We start from the raw sequence: 20,371 nt of genomic DNA on the forward strand, positions 1-20,371 counted from the left end.
AGTTGGTGCTGGTGTTGTAGCTAAAATCTTTGCATAAGATTTGACGAACCACTAGTAAAAAGGGCATCATTTGATGCCCTTTTTCTGCGCTAAAAAAAGAGTTGGATGTTTTGACATCGATTTTCGCTCTTAGCAAAGAATTAAACGGTCTTTTTGACTAAAATGACTGTTAGATGTGTTGTTTTGCAACGCAAAGGAATGTGCCCTGCAACAGCGGGGTTATTGTCGTCTATATTTAAGACTTATCACAGGTTGGTTTTATGAAAGCAAACGCTGAAACTCCTGATAGCTCAGGTGCAGCAGATACAATGAAGTGGATTGTCGCTTTTGTTCTGTTGGCTGCTGCTGTTGTGGGTAATTACCTGTATGGTGAATTGTCTGTTGTAATTCGCGCTGCAGGTGTAGTTGTGCTGATTGCTGCCGCACTAGGCGTTGCAGCAACAACAACTAAAGGTAAAGCTGCGATCGATTTTGCAAAAGAATCTCGTATGGAGATTCGTAAAGTTGTTTGGCCTACTCGCCAAGAAACTATGCAAACTACATTGATCGTTTTAGCTGTATGTATTGTTATGTCTCTAGTGCTTTGGGGAATTGACGGCATCATGGTCCGTCTAGTTTCTCTAGCAACTGGAGTGTAGAGGGTTCTGATTCATGAGTGAAGCTCCAAAAAAACGTTGGTATGTAGTTCAAGCCTTTTCTGGCTTTGAAGGTCGTGTTGCACAGTCGCTACGCGAGCATATTAAAATGCACAACATGGAAGAACTATTTGGCGATGTGCTAGTACCTACTGAAGAAGTAGTGGAAATGCGTGCTGGGCAACGTCGTAAAAGTGAACGTAAATTCTTCCCTGGCTACGTATTAGTTCAAATGATCATGAATGATGAATCATGGCACTTAGTACGCAGCATTCCGCGTGTTATGGGCTTCATTGGTGGTACCTCTGATCGTCCTGCACCAATCACTGATAAAGAAGCTGATGCTATCTTGAACCGTCTAGAGAAAGCGAGCGAGTCTCCACGTCCTAAGACAATGTTCGAAGCGGGTGAAGTGGTTCGTGTGAACGATGGTCCATTTGCTGACTTTAACGGTACTGTTGAAGAAGTAGATTACGAGAAAAGCCGCATTAAGGTATCTGTATCGATCTTTGGTCGTGCAACACCGGTTGAGCTTGAATTTGGTCAGGTTGAAAAACTGGACTAAAACTCTGACCTTTGAGCAAGCTGTGGATAAATACTTCATAAGTTGTTCAAAATAAAAGAGTATAAAAAATCACCTTTTTAGGGTTGTTAAAGGCGCGAATTATGATTATAATTTCGCGCCTTTTTGCTTCTGTTGAAGCGAAAAAGAGTTAATTGAATTTATGGGGAGCTCGCCTTGCGGCTAGCGTATGTACCCAAAATATTAGGAAATATCATGGCTAAGAAAGTTGAAGCTTATATCAAACTGCAAGTTGCAGCTGGTATGGCAAACCCAAGTCCACCGGTTGGTCCTGCTCTAGGTCAACACGGCGTGAACATCATGGAATTCTGTAAAGCGTTCAACGCAAAAACAGAATCTGTTGAGAAAGGTCTACCTACTCCAGTAGTTATTACTGTTTACAACGACCGTTCTTTCACGTTCGTAACTAAGACTCCACCTGCCGCTGTTCTTCTTAAGAAAGCTGCTGGCGTTAAGTCTGGTTCAGGTCGTCCAAACACTGAGAAAGTTGGTACTGTTACTGACGCTCAAGTTCAGGAAATCGCAGAAACTAAAGCTGCTGATATGACTGGTGCTGACATCGAAGCAATGAAACGTTCTATTGCTGGTACTGCTCGTTCAATGGGCCTAGTGGTAGAGGGATAAGATCATGGCTAAACTTACTAAGCGTATGCGCGTAATCCGCGACAAAGTTGACTCAACTAAAGAATACGAAATCAGCGAAGCTGTTGCTCTTCTTAAAGAACTAGCGACTGCTAAATTTGTTGAGTCTGTAGATGTTGCTGTTAACCTAGGCATCGATGCTCGTAAATCTGACCAAAACGTTCGTGGCGCAACAGTGCTACCTCACGGTACTGGCCGTGACATCCGCGTTGCTGTTTTCACTCAAGGTGCAAACGCAGAAGCTGCTAAAGCTGCTGGCGCAGATATCGTTGGTATGGAAGATCTTGCTGAGCAAGTGAAAAAAGGCGAAATGAACTTCGACGTAGTTGTTGCTTCTCCAGATGCAATGCGTGTTGTTGGTCAACTAGGTACTATCCTAGGTCCACGCGGCCTTATGCCAAACCCTAAAGTTGGTACTGTAACTCCTAACGTTGCTGAAGCGGTTAAGAACGCTAAAGCTGGTCAGGTTCGTTACCGTAACGACAAGAACGGCATCATCCACACTACTATCGGTAAAGCATCTTTCGAAGCTAGCCAGCTTCAAGAGAACCTAGAAGCTCTTCTAGTTGCTCTTAAGAAAGCTAAGCCTTCTTCAGCTAAGGGTTCTTACCTGAAGAAAGTAAGCATCTCTACTACGATGGGTGCTGGTGTTGCTGTTGATCAAGCTAGTCTTGACACTCAAGCAAACTAATTTGCTTAGGCGCAGATTTAGTGTATACTTCTGCGCCTAATATTTGTGGTTGGGTGGTTTTAAAGCAATTTGAAATCATCTATCCCAAGACCGTAGGCGCTGTCGATTTTCATTAGATTATTGATAGCTTAATAAAACCTACGTAGGCGATGTTGTGGTTTGAAATGAATTTATTCATTTTTAAATAACATCGTAAACGCTCATTACATTTTGTATTGAGTGCTGTAATCACAACCAGAGGTTAATCCAAATGGCTTTAAATCTTCAAGACAAAAAAGCAATTGTTGCTGAAGTCAACGAAGCTGCCAGTGGTGCACTTTCTGCAGTTGTAGCTGATTCTCGTGGCGTTGAAGTTGGCGCAATGACTTCTCTACGTAAACAAGCTCGCGAAGCGGGTGTTTACATGAAAGTTGTTCGTAACACACTAGCACGCCGTGCGGTTCAGGGTACAGACTACGAGTGTCTAGTAGACACTTTCACTGGTCCAACTCTGATCGCATTCTCTAATGAGCACCCAGGTGCTGCAGCGCGTCTTTTCAAAGACTTCGCTAAAGAGAATAAAGATTTCGAGATCAAAGCTGCTGCATTTGAAGGCGCAGTTACTGATGCTGAAGTACTAGCGACACTACCAACTTACGACGAAGCTATCGCACGCCTAATGATGTGCATGAAAGAAGCTTCTGCTGGCAAGCTGGTTCGTACTATCGCTGCTGTTCGCGACCAAAAAGAAGAAGCTGCGGCATAAGCCTTGCTTTTCACTGGTTGCTATTTAAACTTATTGTTGACTTAAAAGAGAATTGTTATGTCTATTACTAACGAGCAAATCCTAGACGCAGTTGCAGAAATGTCTGTAATGCAAGTTGTTGAGCTTATCGAAGCTATGGAAGAGAAATTCGGCGTTACTGCAGCTGCTGCTGTTGTAGCTGGCGGCGCAGCTGGCGGCGACGCTGCTGCTGAGCAAACTGAATTCGACGTTATCCTAACTGCTGCTGGCGCTAACAAAGTACAAGTTATCAAAGCTGTACGTGGCGCAACTGGCCTAGGTCTTAAAGAAGCTAAAGGTCTTGTAGACTCAGCTCCTGCAGCGCTTAAAGAAGGCGTTGACAAAGCTGAAGCTGAAGCTCTTAAAGCACAGCTAGAAGAAGCTGGCGCTTCTGTTGAAATCAAGTAATTATTACTTAATTTCTTAGCCGCAAGGCTAATGGCTGGTGGTTTATTAACCACCGGCCTTTTTGCGCTGTAGGGCTATGACGAATTTTCCGCTGTTTAACCGTCATAATCCGAGCAAAAAAACAGTCATTTTTTCGAAATGATTGTTCACTACAGTAAACAGCTGTTTGTCACCGCCCCCTCTTGAAGAGTGTTTTGGGTGGTTTGGGTCACTTATCAGCGAGCTGAGGAACCCCATGGTTTACTCTTATACCGAGAAAAAGCGCATCCGTAAGGATTTTGGTACTCGTCCACAAGTTTTGGACATTCCATACCTGTTATCGATCCAGCTTGATTCTTTCGACAAATTCATCGAACAGGATCCAGAAGGTCAATACGGTCTTGAAGCTGCTTTCCGTTCTGTATTTCCAATTCAGAGCTACAACGGCAATTCTGAGCTGCAATACGTTAGCTACCGTCTTGGTGAGCCAGTTTTTGACGTTAAAGAATGTCAAATCCGCGGTGTTACTTACTCAAAGCCACTACGCGTAAAACTACGTCTAGTTATCTTTGATCGAGATGCACCAGCAGGTACTGTAAAAGACATTAAAGAACAAGAAGTCTACATGGGCGAAATTCCGCTTATGACAGACAATGGTACTTTCGTAATTAATGGTACCGAGAGGGTTATCGTATCCCAGCTGCACCGAAGCCCAGGCGTGTTCTTCGACAGTGATAAGGGTAAGACCCACTCATCAGGTAAAGTTCTTTATAACGCACGTGTAATTCCTTACCGTGGCTCATGGTTAGACTTTGAGTTCGATCCTAAGGATAACTTATTCGTACGTATCGACCGTCGTCGTAAGCTACCAGCATCGATTATTCTTCGTGCGCTTGGTAAATCGACTGAAGAGATCCTAGATCTATTCTTCGACAAAGTGAACTTCGAAGTTAAAGACCAAACTCTTCTTATGGAGTTGGTTCCTGATCGTCTACGTGGTGAAACTGCGTCATTCGACATCGAAGCAAACGGCAAAACTTACGTTGAGACTGGTCGTCGTGTTACTGCTCGTCATATCCGTCAACTTGAAAAAGATGGCGTTGAGCACATCGAAGTACCAGTAGAGTACATCGTTGGTAAAGTTGCATCTAAAGATTACATCAATGAAGCAACTGGCGAGATCATCGTTGGCGCGAACCAAGAGATTAGCCTAGAAGCACTTGCTAACCTGTCTCAAGCAGGTCACAAGGCTCTACAAACTCTGTTCACGAATGATCTAGATCACGGTCCATTCATGTCAGACACTCTACGTGCAGATAGCACAGTAGATCGCATCTCTGCATTGGTAGAAATCTACCGCATGATGCGTCCTGGCGAGCCACCAACGAAAGAAGCTGCAGAGTCTCTATTCGAAAGCCTATTCTTCTCTGAAGAACGTTACGACCTATCAACTGTAGGCCGTATGAAGTTCAACAGCTCTATCGAGCGTGAAGAAGAAGAAGAGCGCGGTACTCTGGATGAATCAGACATCATCGAAGTGATGAAGAAACTGATTGGTATCCGTAACGGTATTGGTGAAGTGGACGATATCGACCACCTTGGCAACCGTCGTATCCGTTCTGTAGGTGAAATGGCAGAAAACCAATTCCGTGTTGGTCTAGTTCGTGTAGAACGTGCCGTTAAAGAGCGCCTAAGCCTTGGTGACCTTGATGCAATCATGCCTCAAGATCTTATCAACGCTAAGCCGATCTCTGCTGCAGTTAAAGAATTCTTTGGCTCTTCACAGCTTTCACAGTTCATGGACCAAAACAACCCATTGTCAGAAGTTACGCACAAACGTCGTATCTCTGCTTTAGGTCCTGGTGGTCTTACTCGTGAGCGCGCAGGCTTCGAAGTACGTGACGTTCACGTAACTCACTACGGTCGTCTATGTCCGATCGAAACGCCTGAAGGTCCAAACATCGGTCTAATTAACTCACTATCTGCGTTTGCACGTTGTAACGATTACGGTTTCCTAGAAACTCCGTACCGTCGTGTAGTAGATGGTGTAGTAACAGAAGAAGTTGATTACCTGTCTGCAATCCAGGAAGGTCAATTCGTAATCGCGCAAGCAAACACCATTCTTACTGAAGAAGGTACGTTTGCAGATGAGCTAATCACAGCTCGTCAAAAAGGTGAATCTGGTCTTCACCCACGCGATCACGTTGACTACATGGACGTTGCGACAAACCAGGTTGTATCTATCGCTGCTTCGCTTATCCCGTTCCTAGAACACGATGATGCGAACCGTGCATTGATGGGTGCCAACATGCAACGTCAAGCTGTACCAACACTTAAGGCTGATAAGCCTCTTGTAGGTACTGGTATCGAACGTAACATCGCAGTTGACTCTGGTGTTACAGCGGTTGCTAAACGTGGTGGTCAAGTTCAGTCTGTAGACGCTTCTCGTATCGTAGTTAAGGTTAACGAAGATGAATTGGTACCTGGCGAAGCTGGTATCGATATCTACAACCTAACTAAGTACACGCGTTCGAACCAAAACACATGTATTAACCAACGTCCAACTGTACTTCCAGGTGAACCAGTTGCACGCGGTGATGTTCTTGCTGATGGTCCTTCAACAGACCTTGGTGAACTTGCTCTTGGCCAAAACATGCGTATCGCATTCATGCCTTGGAACGGTTACAACTTCGAAGACTCGATCTTAGTATCTGAGCGCGTAGTTCAAGAAGACCGTTTCACGACAATCCACATCCAAGAACTATCTTGTGTGGCTCGTGATACTAAGCTGGGTTCTGAAGAGATCACAGCTGATATTCCAAACGTAGGTGAGTCTGCTCTGTCTAAACTAGACGAGTCAGGTATCGTTTACATTGGTGCTGAAGTTAAGGGTGGCGACATCCTAGTTGGTAAAGTAACCCCTAAAGGTGAAACTCAACTGACTCCTGAAGAGAAGCTACTACGTGCTATCTTCGGTGAGAAAGCATCTGATGTTAAAGATACTTCTCTACGTGTACCAAACTCTGTTTCGGGTACTATCATCGATGTACAAGTCTTCACTCGCGATGGCGTAGAGAAAGACAAGCGTGCACTTGAAATCGAACAGATGCAGCTTAAAGAAGCTAAGAAAGACCTAACTGAAGAGTTCCAAATTCTTGAGGGTGGCCTTCTTAACCGTGTTAAAGCTGTACTTCTGTCTGGTGGTTACTCTGAAGCTAAGCTTGATACTATCGGTCGTAAGCAATGGCTAGAGCAAGTTCTAGAAGACGATGCGCTACAAACACAGCTTGAGCAACTTGCTGAGCAGTGGGATGAGCTAAAAGCAGACTTCGATAAGAAGTTTGAAACTAAGCGTCGTAAAATCACTCAAGGTGATGATCTAGCGCCTGGCGTTCTTAAGATTGTTAAAGTTTACCTAGCGGTTAAACGTCGTATCCAGCCTGGTGATAAGATGGCCGGTCGTCACGGTAACAAAGGTGTAATCTCTAAGATTAACCCTGTTGAAGACATGCCATACGATGAGAAAGGTCAGCCTGTAGACATCGTACTTAACCCGCTGGGTGTACCATCGCGTATGAACATCGGTCAGATCCTAGAAGTTCACTTAGGTTTGGCTGCGAAAGGTATCGGTGACAAGATCAACCAAATGGTTAAGGAACAACAAGAACTGCATAAGTTCCGTGAGTTCCTACAGAAGGTTTACGATCTTGGTGATACTCGTCAGAAAGTTGATATTGCTGAACTGTCTGATGATCAAGTTCGTACACTGATCAAGAACCTACGTGGCGGTCTACCGATTGCTACTCCTGTGTTCGACGGTGCTTCTGAGTCTCTAATCAAGGAACTACTTAAACTGGGTGATCTGCCAGAATCTGGTCAGCTTAAACTGTTTGATGGTCGCACTGGTGATTCGTTTGAGCGTCCTGTAACTGTTGGTTACATGTACATGCTGAAACTGAACCACTTGGTTGATGACAAGATGCATGCTCGTTCAACTGGTTCTTACAGCCTAGTAACTCAGCAACCACTTGGTGGTAAAGCTCAGTTCGGTGGTCAGCGTTTCGGTGAGATGGAAGTATGGGCACTAGAAGCATACGGTGCAGCATATACTCTACAAGAAATGCTAACAGTTAAGTCAGATGACGTTAACGGCCGTACTAAGATGTATAAGAACATCGTAGACGGTAACCATAGCATGGAACCTGGTATGCCTGAGTCGTTCAACGTACTGTTGAAAGAGATTCGCTCGCTAGGTATCAACATCGAGCTAGAAGACGAAGAGTAATCCCTCCTCTTTTTAAAAGAAGATAGGATTATTTGGTAAAAGGGAGCTTGCTACAGCAGTGAGCTCCTTTAACTCCTTACAGGAGCTGAATGTGAAAGACTTATTAAACTTTCTAAAAGCACAGCATAAGACCGAAGAATTTGATGCAATCAAAATCGGTCTATCTTCACCAGACATGATCCGTTCATGGTCTTTTGGTGAAGTTAAAAAGCCGGAAACAATTAACTATCGTACGTTCAAACCTGAACGTGATGGTCTGTTCTGTGCACGTATTTTTGGTCCAGTTAAAGACTACGAATGTCTTTGTGGCAAATACAAGCGCCTGAAGCACCGTGGTGTTATCTGTGAGAAGTGTGGCGTTGAAGTTACACAAACTAAAGTTCGTCGTGACCGCATGGGCCACATCGAGCTAGCTTCACCAGTTGCTCACATCTGGTTCCTAAAATCACTGCCGTCTCGTATCGGTCTACTAATGGATATCCCTCTACGTGATATCGAACGTGTTCTTTACTTCGAGATGTACGTAGTAACTGAACCAGGTATGACTGATCTAGAAAAATCTCAGATGCTTACTGAAGAAGAGTATCTTGATCGTCTAGAAGAGTGGGGTGACGAATTCACTGCTAAGATGGGTGCTGAAGCGATCAAAGATCTGCTTGCAACAATGGACCTTCATCAAGAAGTGGAAGAAATGCGCGAAGAGTTAGAAACGACTAACTCAGAAACTAAGCGTAAAAAAGTTACTAAGCGCCTGAAGCTAGTTGAAGCGTTCATTGCATCGGGTAACGATCCGCAATGGATGATTCTGACTGTACTTCCGGTTCTGCCGCCAGATCTACGTCCTCTAGTACCACTAGATGGCGGTCGTTTTGCGACTTCAGATCTGAACGACCTTTACCGTCGTGTGATCAACCGTAACAACCGTTTGAAGCGTCTTCTAGAGCTAGCTGCTCCGGACATCATCGTACGTAACGAAAAGCGTATGCTGCAAGAGTCTGTTGATGCACTTCTAGATAACGGTCGTCGTGGTCGTGCTATCACTGGTTCTAACAAGCGTCCTCTGAAATCTCTTGCTGATATGATCAAGGGTAAACAAGGTCGTTTCCGTCAGAACCTTCTAGGTAAACGTGTAGACTACTCTGGCCGTTCTGTAATCACAGTAGGTCCATACCTTCGTCTACATCAGTGTGGTCTTCCTAAGAAGATGGCACTTGAGCTATTTAAGCCGTTCATCTACAGCAAGCTAGAAACTCGTGGCATGGCTACGACAATCAAAGCTGCTAAGAAGATGGTAGAGCGCGAAGAAGCTATCGTTTGGGATATCCTAGATGAAGTAATCCGCGAACACCCAGTACTACTTAACCGTGCACCTACACTTCACCGTCTAGGTATCCAAGCGTTTGAACCAGTACTAATCGAAGGTAAAGCGATTCAGCTTCACCCACTAGTGTGTGCGGCATACAACGCCGACTTCGATGGTGACCAAATGGCGGTACACGTGCCTCTAACTCTAGAAGCACAGCTTGAAGCACGTACACTGATGATGTCGACGAATAACATTCTGTCGCCAGCGTCAGGTGATCCGATCATCGTACCTTCTCAGGACGTTGTATTGGGTCTTTACTACATGACACGTGACAAGATCAACGTGAAAGGCGAAGGTATGTACCTTGCTGGCCCTGCTGAGGCTGAAAAGGCATACCGTACTAAGACTGCTGAGCTACACGCTCGCGTTAAAGTACGTATCACCGAGACTGTAGTAGACGAAGATGGTAACAGCACTACTGAAACGAAGATGGTTGATACAACTGTCGGCCGTGCAATGCTATGGCAAATCGTTCCAGCTGGCCTACCGTTCAGCATCGTTAACCAAAAGTTAGGTAAGAAGCAGATCTCTACTCTTCTTAACGAGTGTTACCGTAAGCTTGGTCTAAAAGATACAGTAGTATTTGCTGACCAAATCATGTACGCAGGTTTTGCATACGCTGCACTTTCTGGTGTTTCTGTAGGTATCGACGATATGGTTGTACCTCAAGCGAAATACGATGAAATTGAATCTGCTGAAGAAGAAGTTCGCGAAATCCAAGAGCAATTCCAATCTGGTCTTGTTACTGCGGGTGAGCGTTACAACAAAGTTATCGATATCTGGGCATCTACGAATGACCGCGTTGCGAAAGCAATGATGGATAACCTATCTTCTGAAACAGTTATCAACCGTGACGGCGAAGAAGAACAGCAAGAATCGTTCAACAGCATCTACATGATGGCCGACTCAGGCGCACGTGGTTCTGCAGCTCAGATTCGTCAGCTAGCAGGTATGCGTGGTCTGATGGCGCGTCCAGATGGTTCAATCATCGAAACGCCGATCACAGCGAACTTTAAAGAAGGTCTAAACGTCCTTCAGTACTTTATCTCAACGCACGGTGCTCGTAAGGGTCTTGCGGATACAGCACTGAAAACAGCAAACTCGGGTTACCTAACTCGTCGTCTAGTAGACGTTGCTCAAGACGTTGTAGTACACGAACATGACTGTGGCACGCATGAAGGTATCGACATGATGCCTCACATCGAAGGTGGTGACGTTAAAGTTGCACTTTCTGAGCTTGCTCTTGGTCGTGTAGTAGCTGAAGACGTTCTTAAGCCTGGTACTGAAGATGTACTGATTCCACGTAATACTCTGATTGATGAGAAGTGGTGTCAAATCATGGAAGATAACTCAGTAGATAGCATGAAAGTGCGCTCTGTAGTTACTTGTGATGCAGACTTCGGTTGTTGTGCACAGTGTTACGGTCGTGACCTAGCACGTGGTCACCTAGTGAACCAAGGTGAAGCAGTTGGTGTTATCGCTGCACAATCTATCGGTGAACCGGGTACACAGCTAACGATGCGTACGTTCCACATCGGTGGTGCGGCATCTACTGCAGCAGCAGAGAACAGCATCCAAGCTAAGACAACTGGTACTGTGAAACTTCACAATGCTAAGTTCGTAGTGAACAAAGATAAGAAACTGGTTATCACTTCTCGTGCATCTGAGATGACGATTATTGATGAATTCGGCCGTACTAAAGAGAAGCACAAACTTCCTTACGGTTCGATGCTAACCAAAGGCGACAACGCAGCAGTTACTGCTGGTGAAGTTGTAGCTAACTGGGAAGCGCATACCATGCCAATCATCACTGAAGTGGCAGGTCGTATCCAATTCGTAGATATGATCGATGGTATTACAGTTTCTCGTCAAACTGACGATCTAACGGGTCTTTCTTCAAGTGAAGTTACAGACGCAGCAGCTCGCCCAGCAGCAGGTAAAGATATGCGTCCAGCTATCAAACTTGTTGATGAGCAAGGTAACGACGTAATGATCCCTGGTACTGATATGCCAGCTCACTACTTCCTACCTGGCAAAGCGATTGTAAACATCGAAGATGGCGCTGAAGTTGGCATCGGTGACACACTATCTCGTATCCCTCAAAAATCGAGCGGAAACAAAGATATCACTGGTGGTCTACCACGCGTAGCTGACCTATTCGAAGCTCGTAAGCCTAAAGAGCCTGCGATCCTTGCTGAGCACACAGGTACTGTGTCTTTCGGTAAAGAAACGAAAGGTAAGCGTCGTCTAGTAATCACTCGTGAAGGCGGTGACGCTTACGAAGAGATGATTCCTAAGCATCGTCAATTGAACGTGTTCGAAGGTGAGAAGATTGAACGTGGTGATGTAATCGCCGACGGTCCTGAAACTCCACACGATATCCTGCGTCTACGTGGTATCCACGCAGTAACTCAGTACATCGCGAACGAAGTTCAAGAAGTTTACCGCTTACAAGGCGTAAAGATTAACGATAAGCACATTGAGACTATCGTTCGTCAAATGCTACGTAAGTGTACAATCACTCATTCTGGTGACTCTCCGTTCCTACCTGGCGAACAAGTTGAGTACCACAATGTTAAGATTGCTAACCGTAAGCTAGAAGCTGAAGGTAAAGAACTAGTACGTTTCGAACGTGATCTACTAGGTATTACTAAAGCATCTCTTGCAACTGAGTCATTCATCTCAGCTGCATCGTTCCAAGAAACGACTCGCGTACTAACAGAAGCTGCGGTTTCTGGTAAGCGTGATGACCTTCGCGGTCTGAAAGAGAACGTAATTGTTGGTCGCCTAATCCCAGCTGGTACTGGTTTCGCATACCACCAAGAGCGTCAAAAGCAACGTGAAGAAGAGCAAGAAGGTCCTTCAGCTGAACAAGCTACTGACAATCTAGCAGCACTTCTAAACGCTGGTTTCTCTTCAGAAGAGTAAGCTCTACGAGTAGTCTCTAAGAGATAAGAAAAAGGCACCTTCGGGTGCCTTTTTTGTATCTGGCGTATTGGTATTTAGATATGACTTATAAAGTGATAGGTGTGCTTATCTAGCTGGTGGGGTTGGATTTATGTCCTGAAGAGTGCTCTTTGAGCCAGTAAGATAAAGGGTAGATATGGTTAGGCTGATTAGGGTTGTAACCATATGCTTATGGCTAAAGGTCAGGGCGAGCGAGTAAGCTCTGTCTGAAAGGTTCTGGGTAGTTTGGATAAGCTTACAGACAAAACAAAAAGCTTGCACAGAGGCAAGCTTATTAAGGATTCAGCTAACTAAGCGCCTGGTGGAATCGCTAAACTGTCTGCAATAAGCTGGATAAGATTATCTTCTACTTCAAAACGTACTTCGAGTAGTTCACCTACTTTTGACATATCTCCTTCGAAGTTAGGCAACTCATCGTCTGCATTTACTTTAACGTACTTATCATTGAACTCTAGAAGCGGCTCGGTTGTAAGTACGATCTTCGCGTAAGTTGTATCAATCTCGTCATTGGTTTTAAAGCCTGTTGCTTGCCATTTTTTCATGACCATATCATAGATCTTAAAATGACCCTCTGAGATATAATCGACAACATGATCGCAGAATGAGCTTATTTCTTTAGGAGAAGGGAGTTCAACAACGTTTGATTGCCCGTTGCTAGCTGGCTGCAAGGCACCTAGCTTACAATACTCAACGATTAGAGACTGTCGAGTTTCGAGCCAATGATCGATGACCTCATTAGAGCCACCCCATTGTTCTTGTATTTGTTTGAATTTATTTAGCATGACCATGTCCTCATGATCTGATCACAACCTTGTGATCAAGTAATTGCCTAAGCAGGGTCCGTTTTATTGGTAGCTACTAAAAGTAATAGCTTGAAATATTCTCTGCTACAACTCTAGTATGAAATTAGATTGCCAGTAAAATGAACGAACTGCAAGCAATGAGGCATAGGGATGTTAAAAAAAAGTGATAACAAAATGACAGAGCAAGCTTATTGGTGCGTCGTTTCTGGTAGTGATATTTGGGTTAATAATGATCAGTTTCCGTTTGGCTGTGCTGAAGAGCTTGGGCTGAGTGTGGAGCATGCAATCTGTATTGGTCAGCATCAAGGTCGCAAGGTGTATTGGCTCAACGATTGTGATGTGGAGAATGAGCTGAGCATGGTCAGCCTAAGAGAGTTACTGCACTGGCCTGAAGTGAGTTTCTTGACTGCAAGCAAAGCCATCCAATATGGGCATATGACTCAAAGTATGCGTTTTTGCCCTCAGTGTGGTGGTCGAAATCATCTCAACCATAACCAGGTGGCGATGCAGTGTGGAGATTGCCGAACACTTCATTATCCTCGTATCTTCCCGTGCATCATTGTCGCTGTGCGAAACGACAACAAGATATTGCTTGCGCAGCACCCAAGACATAAAACAGGCATGTATACCGTGATAGCGGGCTTCCTAGAGGTCGGAGAGACCTTAGAGCAGTGTGTGGCAAGAGAAGTCAAAGAAGAAACGGGTATCGATGTCGATAATATTCGTTACTTTGGCAGCCAGCCATGGGCGTTTCCATCGAGTATGATGATGGGCTTTCTCGCAGATTATGCTGGTGGTACGCTTAAGCCTGACTACAGCGAGCTATCGGATGCTCAATGGTTTGACGTAACAAGCCTGCCTGATGTTGCTCCTGTTGGAACCATTGCGAGACAGTTGATTGAGAAAACCGTTGATGACGTGATGAAAGATGGTGTGACGGAGCAGATGCTAGAGCACTAATCTGCCTGTGATAGTATTTGGCCTATGGGTGGTCAAAAGCTAAAAAAAACCCTCCACAAGTGGAGGGGGTAAGTAAGATGTCGTTATGAGATGCTGAGTAGTGACTACTCAGATGTTATAATTGTAATTTTCGCTAGCGACAAATTTTTAACATGCTCTCGTAATTGGGTGCAAATTAAGCATTGATTTAAAAGTTAATAACTTGATCTAGGTTGCAAAGCACACAGCTTTTACCCTTCAATCAGTGTTAGAATACTTGCCATCAAAATTAGACAAGATTGAATTGGAATTTAACGGAATGACCGAATTAAAAAACGATCGCTATTTACGCGCACTTTTAAAACAGCCTGTTGATTACACACCGGTATGGATGATGCGCCAAGCTGGCCGCTATCTTCCTGAGTACAAAGCAACGCGCGCTGAAGCGGGCGATTTCATGTCTTTGTGCAAAAACGCGGAACTGGCATCAGAAGTAACACTTCAACCTTTACGTCGTTTCCCGCTTGATGCGGCAATCTTGTTCTCAGACATCCTAACTATCCCTGATGCAATGGGCTTAGGTTTGTACTTTGAAACAGGTGAAGGTCCTAAGTTTGAGCGTCCTATCACGTGTAAAGCTGACGTAGAGAAGATTGGCCTACCTGATCCAGAAGGTGAGCTTCAATACGTAATGAATGCCGTTCGTCAGATCCGTAAAGACCTGAAAGGCGAAGTGCCACTGATTGGTTTCTCTGGTAGCCCATGGACTCTAGCGACATACATGGTTGAAGGTGGAAGCTCTAAAGCATTCACTAAGATCAAGAAGATGATGTACGCAGAACCACAAACGCTGCACCTGCTTCTAGACAAGCTGGCTGACAGTGTTATCGAATACCTGAACGCGCAAATTAAAGCGGGTGCTCAATCGGTAATGGTATTTGATACATGGGGTGGTGTACTGACCCCTCGTGACTACAACCTATTCTCACTGCAATACATGCACAAAATCGTTGATGGCCTAATCCGTGAAAACGAAGGTCGTCGAGTACCGGTTACTCTGTTCACTAAGAACGGTGGCATGTGGCTTGAGTCTATCGCAGCAACAGGTTGTGATGCGGTTGGTCTAGACTGGACAATCAACATCGCAGATGCAAAAGCTCGCATCGGCGACAAAGTTGCTCTGCAAGGTAACATGGATCCTTCAATGCTTTACGCTCAGCCTGAACGTATTCGTGAAGAAGTGGGCAGCATCCTTGAAGGCTTCGGCGACGGTGGTACAGGTCATGTATTTAACCTAGGCCACGGTATCCACTTAGATGTACCGCCAGAGAACGCTGGTGTATTCGTTGACGCTGTTCACGAATTGTCTAAGCCTTACCACAAGTAATTCTGAGTAAGATTATTGAAAGCGCTGTTAGGAAACTAACGGCGCTTTTTATTATCTGCGATGAGTATTGGATAGCGGTTTAATCTTGTAGCGTGCAGTTTATTAGGCATTTGGATCATGGTAGGCCAAATGCTCCGAGATGTGCTTTCGGATGTAAGGAATAACCTCACTTTCAAACCAAGGGTTCTTCTTGAGCCAGATATTATTGCGTGGCGAAGGGTGGGGTAATGGCAAAAACTCAGGCGCCCACCTTTGCCAATCACGCACGGTTTCGGTCAATGTGCTAGTGGTTTTGTTTGTTAGGTAATGGTTTTGTGCGTACTGGCCAATCAGCAGTGTCATTTGAATATCGGGTAGAGATTGCAGCACTTTGTTATGCCAAAGCTCCGCGCACTCTTTGCGTGGTGGAAGATCACCACTTTTCCCTTTTCCCGGATAACAAAACCCCATGGGCACAATCGCGACTTTTTGCTCGTCGTAAAAAGTATCGCTATCTATCCCTAACCACTCTCTTAATCGTTTGCCACTGGCGTCGTTCCAAGGGATCGACGACTCATGCACCTTGATACCTGGCGCTTGACCTATGATCAGCAAGCGCGCGTTTGGGTGTGCTTGAATCACCGGGTTGGCACCATGTGATAGGTAAGGTTCACAAGCTCGGCATTGTCGAATCTCTTTAAGTAACAAAGAGGACATCAGTAACCTTTATCAAAATCGATGACATGATTAAGTGTAAAGCCATCTCGCCACTGTTTGTAATTCTCTGCGAAGATCTCGACCACTTGTCTTGGTTCACTGAGTGCTGCGATGTGTGGCGTGATGGTGACTTGCGGTAGTTTCCAGAAAGGGTGATCTTGCGAAAGGGGCTCGCTTTCAAATACATCTAAAAATGCGTGTTCTACCCATCTATTTTTTATGGCGAGCAACAAGGCTTTGTTGTCTACACTTTCCCCTCGACCGACATTAAACAGCAGCACGTTAGAGCAGTAACCTAATGTGGTTTGGTTTAGCAGCTGATAGGTTTCAGCTGTTGATGGCAAGGTGTTGACCACAATATCAGCCTGCTTAAGGGCAGCCTCTATCTCATTGATGTGGAACGTCTCTTTAAAGGTTTCTTGTTTGGATGGGATGCCCGTACGGTTGACACCTATGGTATGAATACCAAAAGCGGTCGCGGTTTTTGCTAAATGACTGCCGATTGAACCTGTTCCTAAAATCACGATAGTTTTGTCAGTTAGGCTAGTATAAAGCTGTGGCTGCCAGTTTCGTTGTTGTTGATGCTGGTGGTAATGAGGGAAGTGTCTACAGTGACTGATTGTGTAACCCAATACGTATTCAGCAATCGCAGGGCCGAAGATGCCCTTGACGTTGGTTAGCGTATAATCTTGACGAAGATCCGGCTGAGTGAGTTTATTGATTCCAGCATAGGTACTCTGTACCCAGTCTAGCTCTTTAAACTCGCCGAGGCGCTCTGCGATTAGAGGTGGTGACGCCAAGACAATCTGTGCTGATTTGGGGTTTTGAGTGATTTCTAGGTCGGGTAAATCCTGGTTTAGAATCAGTTGCGTATAGGTATCGTCATGCTCAGTAAGAATATAGAGCTTATTCGTAAAATTGTTCATCGGCTTACCTTTTCCCCCCAGGGTTTATCAAGTACACTTTCGCTGTCTTTTTCTGCAATTATTGAGTGACTATGCTTCAGAATCCACTGCAGGTTCGTCTTGAAAAGTTAGAACCTTGGCAACAAATTACCTTTATGGCGTGTCTATGTGAGCGTATGTATCCTAACTATGCCATGTTTTGTGAGAATACAGAATTTGCGGAAGCTCGAATCTATCGTGATGTTTTGGATAGCATTTGGGAAATCCTGACGGTTAAAACAGCAAAGGTGAACTTTGAGCGTCAACTTGAGAAGGTTGAAGAGCTATTCCCTAGCGGTGATGATTTTGATTTTTATGGTGTTTACCCAGCAATGGACGCATGCCAAGGCCTAGCAACGCTAATTCATGGTCTGCTTGACCGTGAACATATGTTGGAAGCGGTAATTAAAGTGAGTCAACAATCGGTGAAGACGGTTGCTGAGCTTGAGTTTGCTCAAGGCGCTGAAGAAGTGACGAACGAAAACCAGAAAGAAAACGAAGCGGTGTGTGAAGAGTGGGACGTTCAGTGGGCCATTTTCCGACCTCTACGTGAAACGACTGAGCGTGACTTAGAGCTGATCAAAGACCTACGCCACGAACTGCGTGAAGACCCAGTCAGTAACATTGGTGTTGCGTTATAATTCGCAATTGCACCAAGGTACGAATAAAAAACAAAGGCTCCCTAGGGAGCCTTTGTTGTATCTGACGGTATCAAATTTAGATTAAGCGTCTTTTTTGTCTTCGTTCTGCGCTTTGTCTTTTGATGCGTCGTCGTCATCCGTTGATTTTGCGTCTGAAGAGTCGTTGTCTGCTGGAGTTTCTTCCTCTAGCTCGTCCTCGTCATCGCGGTTTTCGATAACGCCGTGTGTCTCTTTCCACTTTTCCCAGCGTTGGAACGCCAGTTCTTGCATGTCAGTCGTCTTATCCGCTTCATCGACAATCTCTTCGCCCACTAGGTGCTCAAAGATGTCTTCTAGGGTGATGATGCCCTGAATAGTGCCGTATTCGTCCACAACTAAAGACAGTTGCAGGCGGTTTGCCATCATCTGGTCAAAGGCCTTAGCCAAGCCCATGTTGTTCAGCAACACGTGGATAGGGCGCATTACTTCACCCAAAGCTTTCTCACCACAACCGGCTTGCTGCAATCTAAACAGCTCTAAGCGGTGAACAAAACCGATGATGTTGTCACTCTGCTCGCTGTAAACCAGCGGGCGTGAGAATGGCGTGTCTTTATGTTGTTCTAGGAACGTATTGACACTCATTTCCGCATCAACACGGAATACCACTGGGCGCGGCGTCATTACTTGAGTTACGGGTACATCTTGAATACCCAGTAGGTTGCTCAGGATTTTTGATTCGCCTTCTGCAAACTCGCCGCTCTCTTTTGCCAAAATCGCCATTGCAGATAGCTCATCACGCATTTTTGGTGCTTGGTGGCCACGAGCAAGACGTTTGGTGATCTGTTCTGAGAACCAGACAAACGGTGTTAGGAAGAACACCATCCAGCGCAGCACGCTTGCCGAAGCAGGAGCAAGTTGACGCCAGTAGGTTGCACCAATGGTCTTTGGAACAATCTCAGACAATACCAAGATACCCAGCGTTAGTACGGCAGAGAAGACACCTAACCATTGGCTACCAAAAACGACAGCCGCTTGTGCACCTGCTGTCGCAGCACCGATAGTATGCGCGATGGTGTTGAGCGTTAAAATTGACGCAAGCGGGCGGTCAATATCTGTTTTCAGTTTGTCTAAAGACTCTGCTGCAGGGTGCCCATTTTGTTTTAGTTGAGCAATGTAGCTCGGACTAATACTCAAAAGTACAGCTTCCAAAACAGAACAAATGAAAGAAACTCCAATAGCAATGGAGACGTAAATAGATAGCAGCAGCATGTTTGCCCTTAAATTAAATTGTACGCTTTAGCAGCGATTCAGCGTGGATTATAGTGAAAAAGTAGTGGCTAGGTCATCATTAATTTTGCTCTCAGCCCCTTTTAAACAAGGGCTTGCTTAATAAAATCAGTAACAAATTGTGAGTTATTACTCATATTATGGCTAAAACTACGGCATTAGAGCTAAAGATCGACGACAAACCTTTGCCAGATGGGGCATTTATGTTTTAGAGTGAATTGAATTCAAAAATACAAAGAAGGGAAACCTAAAATGAACAAGACTCAATTAATCGACTTTATTGCTGAAAAAGCGGACCTTTCTAAAGCACAAGCTAAAGCTGCTCTAGAAGCGACTCTTGGCGGTGTTACAGATGCTCTTAAAGATGGCGATCAAGTTCAGCTAATTGGTTTTGGTACTTTTAAAGTAAACCACCGTGCAGCTCGCACTGGTCGTAACCCAAAAACTGGTGATGAGATCCAAATCGCTGCTGCAAATGTTCCAGCATTTGTTGCTGGTAAAGCGCTGAAAGATTCAGTGAAATAATCTAAACTGTACCGAGGTAGTCGTATTCCACCTCGGTACAGGTTTTTATGAAAAAAGCATTTCTTCTCGTTTCACTATTATCTACATTTCTTATTGGCTGTTCTTCAACAAGCCCTCGCAAAAACCTAGAGCAATTTGAAACTCATACCGGCGGCCAAGTCATGGGCGACGCGACAAGTTTCTACTGGGTTACAAACAAGCTAACACAACCTCATACTTCAGCTGACTACGTCACTGTCGGCGATTACGGCTGGTACCAAACTGATTATGCTTGGTCAGAAGGCGTGCTTCGCGAATTCATTCGTGAAGGCGAGCAGCGTAACTCTTCGAATGAGCTGGTTCCTTATCGTGTCCATGTGCGTTTCAATAAGTCAGGCGAAGCTGTGTATCAACAGTATCGTATTGATAGCAAAATCTTACCTATCCAAGCTAAGCAACTCGAAAACTACCAGAAAGAAGCTAAGTCGGTTCTAGAGACTACGATGAAGCAGAATGACGAAGGGCTCAGGCTGGTTCAGGGTTACTGGGATGGCAGCTTTTTTAAGACGTGCGCTGGTGGTGAATTTGATCGCATTGAATTTAACCAGGCCTTACCAAGCTTCGTGATCGACCGATTGGCATCAGTGGAAAGCTATGCGGCGTTTCTTGGCAGTGATTCACTGGGTAAGATGAGTGTGGAAGAGTTACTGATGCTGGCTGAAGACAACCATGATTGTGTCGTTAGGCCATCATTGTTGAAAGAATAGCGAGTAATCAAAGGATTGAGAGTATTTGGCCTACCATAGGTCAAGTACTTATTTATCTGTACAAGTGCAGACCTCTAGAAAGATTGAGTAATAAAAAGGCGCCTA

Annotated in this window: 17 protein-coding genes; 13 read left to right on the forward strand and 4 right to left on the reverse strand. The window is 44.9% G+C overall.

The window, feature by feature from the left end; translation table 11 throughout:
* Positions 1-260 precede the first annotated feature (260 nt).
* From secE to rpoC, 8 genes are all read left to right on the forward strand, one after another.
* Positions 261-638: a preprotein translocase subunit SecE gene (gene secE / locus A142_RS18800; protein WP_010435558.1), complete on the forward strand. Its 378-nt coding sequence runs from the start codon at positions 261-263 to the stop codon at positions 636-638.
* Positions 639-651: 13 nt separating this feature from the next.
* The gene (gene nusG / locus A142_RS18805; RefSeq protein ID WP_010435556.1) at positions 652-1,200 is read left to right on the forward strand and encodes a transcription termination/antitermination protein NusG; all 549 of its coding nucleotides are present in this window, start codon (positions 652-654) and stop codon (positions 1,198-1,200) included.
* A gap of 213 nt (positions 1,201-1,413) precedes the next feature.
* Complete coding sequence (gene rplK / locus A142_RS18810; RefSeq protein WP_010435555.1) at positions 1,414-1,842, forward strand: 50S ribosomal protein L11; 429 nt, start codon at positions 1,414-1,416, stop codon at positions 1,840-1,842.
* Positions 1,843-1,846: 4 nt separating this feature from the next.
* Positions 1,847-2,551 carry a 50S ribosomal protein L1 gene (gene rplA / locus A142_RS18815; RefSeq protein ID WP_017060523.1) on the forward strand — a complete coding sequence of 235 codons (705 nt, stop codon included), beginning with the start codon at positions 1,847-1,849 and terminating at the stop codon, positions 2,549-2,551.
* 250 nt (positions 2,552-2,801) lie between these two features.
* Positions 2,802-3,296 carry a 50S ribosomal protein L10 gene (gene rplJ / locus A142_RS18820; protein WP_010435550.1) on the forward strand — a complete coding sequence of 165 codons (495 nt, stop codon included), beginning with the start codon at positions 2,802-2,804 and terminating at the stop codon, positions 3,294-3,296.
* A gap of 57 nt (positions 3,297-3,353) precedes the next feature.
* Entirely contained in the window at positions 3,354-3,722 is a 369-nt protein-coding gene (rplL, locus tag A142_RS18825) for a 50S ribosomal protein L7/L12 (protein ID WP_017631516.1), read from the forward strand.
* Positions 3,723-3,957: 235 nt separating this feature from the next.
* A complete protein-coding gene (gene rpoB, locus A142_RS18830; RefSeq protein WP_017060526.1) occupies positions 3,958-7,986 on the forward strand; it encodes a DNA-directed RNA polymerase subunit beta in 4,029 nt (1,342 codons plus the stop codon).
* Between the two features lie 91 nt (positions 7,987-8,077).
* On the forward strand, positions 8,078-12,280 hold the full coding sequence (gene rpoC, locus A142_RS18835) for a DNA-directed RNA polymerase subunit beta' (protein WP_029405323.1): 4,203 nt from the start codon (positions 8,078-8,080) through the stop codon (positions 12,278-12,280).
* 329 nt (positions 12,281-12,609) lie between these two features.
* On the opposite strand, the gene A142_RS18840 is transcribed toward rpoC, so the two are convergent.
* Positions 12,610-13,107 carry an Rsd/AlgQ family anti-sigma factor gene (locus A142_RS18840; RefSeq protein WP_017096512.1) on the reverse strand — a complete coding sequence of 166 codons (498 nt, stop codon included), beginning with the start codon at positions 13,105-13,107 and terminating at the stop codon, positions 12,610-12,612.
* 165 nt (positions 13,108-13,272) lie between these two features.
* On the opposite strand from A142_RS18840, the gene nudC reads away from it, so the two are divergent.
* Positions 13,273-14,082 carry an NAD(+) diphosphatase gene (gene nudC / locus A142_RS18845; protein WP_019820759.1) on the forward strand — a complete coding sequence of 270 codons (810 nt, stop codon included), beginning with the start codon at positions 13,273-13,275 and terminating at the stop codon, positions 14,080-14,082.
* Between the two features lie 298 nt (positions 14,083-14,380).
* Entirely contained in the window at positions 14,381-15,448 is a 1,068-nt protein-coding gene (gene hemE, locus A142_RS18850) for a uroporphyrinogen decarboxylase (protein ID WP_017060530.1), read from the forward strand.
* A 102-nt stretch (positions 15,449-15,550) separates the two neighbouring features.
* On the opposite strand, the gene A142_RS18855 is transcribed toward hemE, so the two are convergent.
* Together A142_RS18855 and A142_RS18860 are read right to left on the reverse strand one after the other, a co-directional pair.
* Positions 15,551-16,144, reverse strand: a complete 594-nt coding sequence (locus A142_RS18855) for a uracil-DNA glycosylase family protein (protein WP_019820761.1) — start codon at positions 16,142-16,144, stop codon at positions 15,551-15,553.
* On the reverse strand, positions 16,144-17,070 hold the full coding sequence (locus A142_RS18860) for a D-2-hydroxyacid dehydrogenase (RefSeq protein WP_019820762.1): 927 nt from the start codon (positions 17,068-17,070) through the stop codon (positions 16,144-16,146). The genes A142_RS18855 and A142_RS18860 overlap by 1 nt, the downstream gene beginning before the upstream one ends.
* 71 nt (positions 17,071-17,141) lie before the next feature.
* Between A142_RS18860 and A142_RS18865 the strand changes: the two genes are divergently transcribed.
* Entirely contained in the window at positions 17,142-17,729 is a 588-nt protein-coding gene (locus A142_RS18865; protein ID WP_017062699.1) for a YjaG family protein, read from the forward strand.
* Between the two features lie 81 nt (positions 17,730-17,810).
* On the opposite strand, the gene A142_RS18870 is transcribed toward A142_RS18865, so the two are convergent.
* Positions 17,811-18,977 (reverse strand): CNNM domain-containing protein, encoded by a 1,167-nt coding sequence (locus tag A142_RS18870; protein WP_019820764.1) that lies wholly within the window; start codon positions 18,975-18,977, stop codon positions 17,811-17,813.
* A 270-nt stretch (positions 18,978-19,247) separates the two neighbouring features.
* On the opposite strand from A142_RS18870, the gene hupA reads away from it, so the two are divergent.
* Together hupA and A142_RS18880 are read left to right on the forward strand one after the other, a co-directional pair.
* The gene (gene hupA / locus A142_RS18875; protein ID WP_004729753.1) at positions 19,248-19,520 is read left to right on the forward strand and encodes a nucleoid-associated protein HU-alpha; all 273 of its coding nucleotides are present in this window, start codon (positions 19,248-19,250) and stop codon (positions 19,518-19,520) included.
* A gap of 47 nt (positions 19,521-19,567) precedes the next feature.
* The gene (locus A142_RS18880; protein ID WP_019820765.1) at positions 19,568-20,266 is read left to right on the forward strand and encodes a DUF1481 domain-containing protein; all 699 of its coding nucleotides are present in this window, start codon (positions 19,568-19,570) and stop codon (positions 20,264-20,266) included.
* The last annotated feature ends 105 nt before the right edge of the window (positions 20,267-20,371 follow it).

It is taken from the genome of Vibrio splendidus 12E03, from assembly GCF_000272105.2.
Classification (GTDB): domain Bacteria; phylum Pseudomonadota; class Gammaproteobacteria; order Enterobacterales; family Vibrionaceae; genus Vibrio; species Vibrio splendidus_I.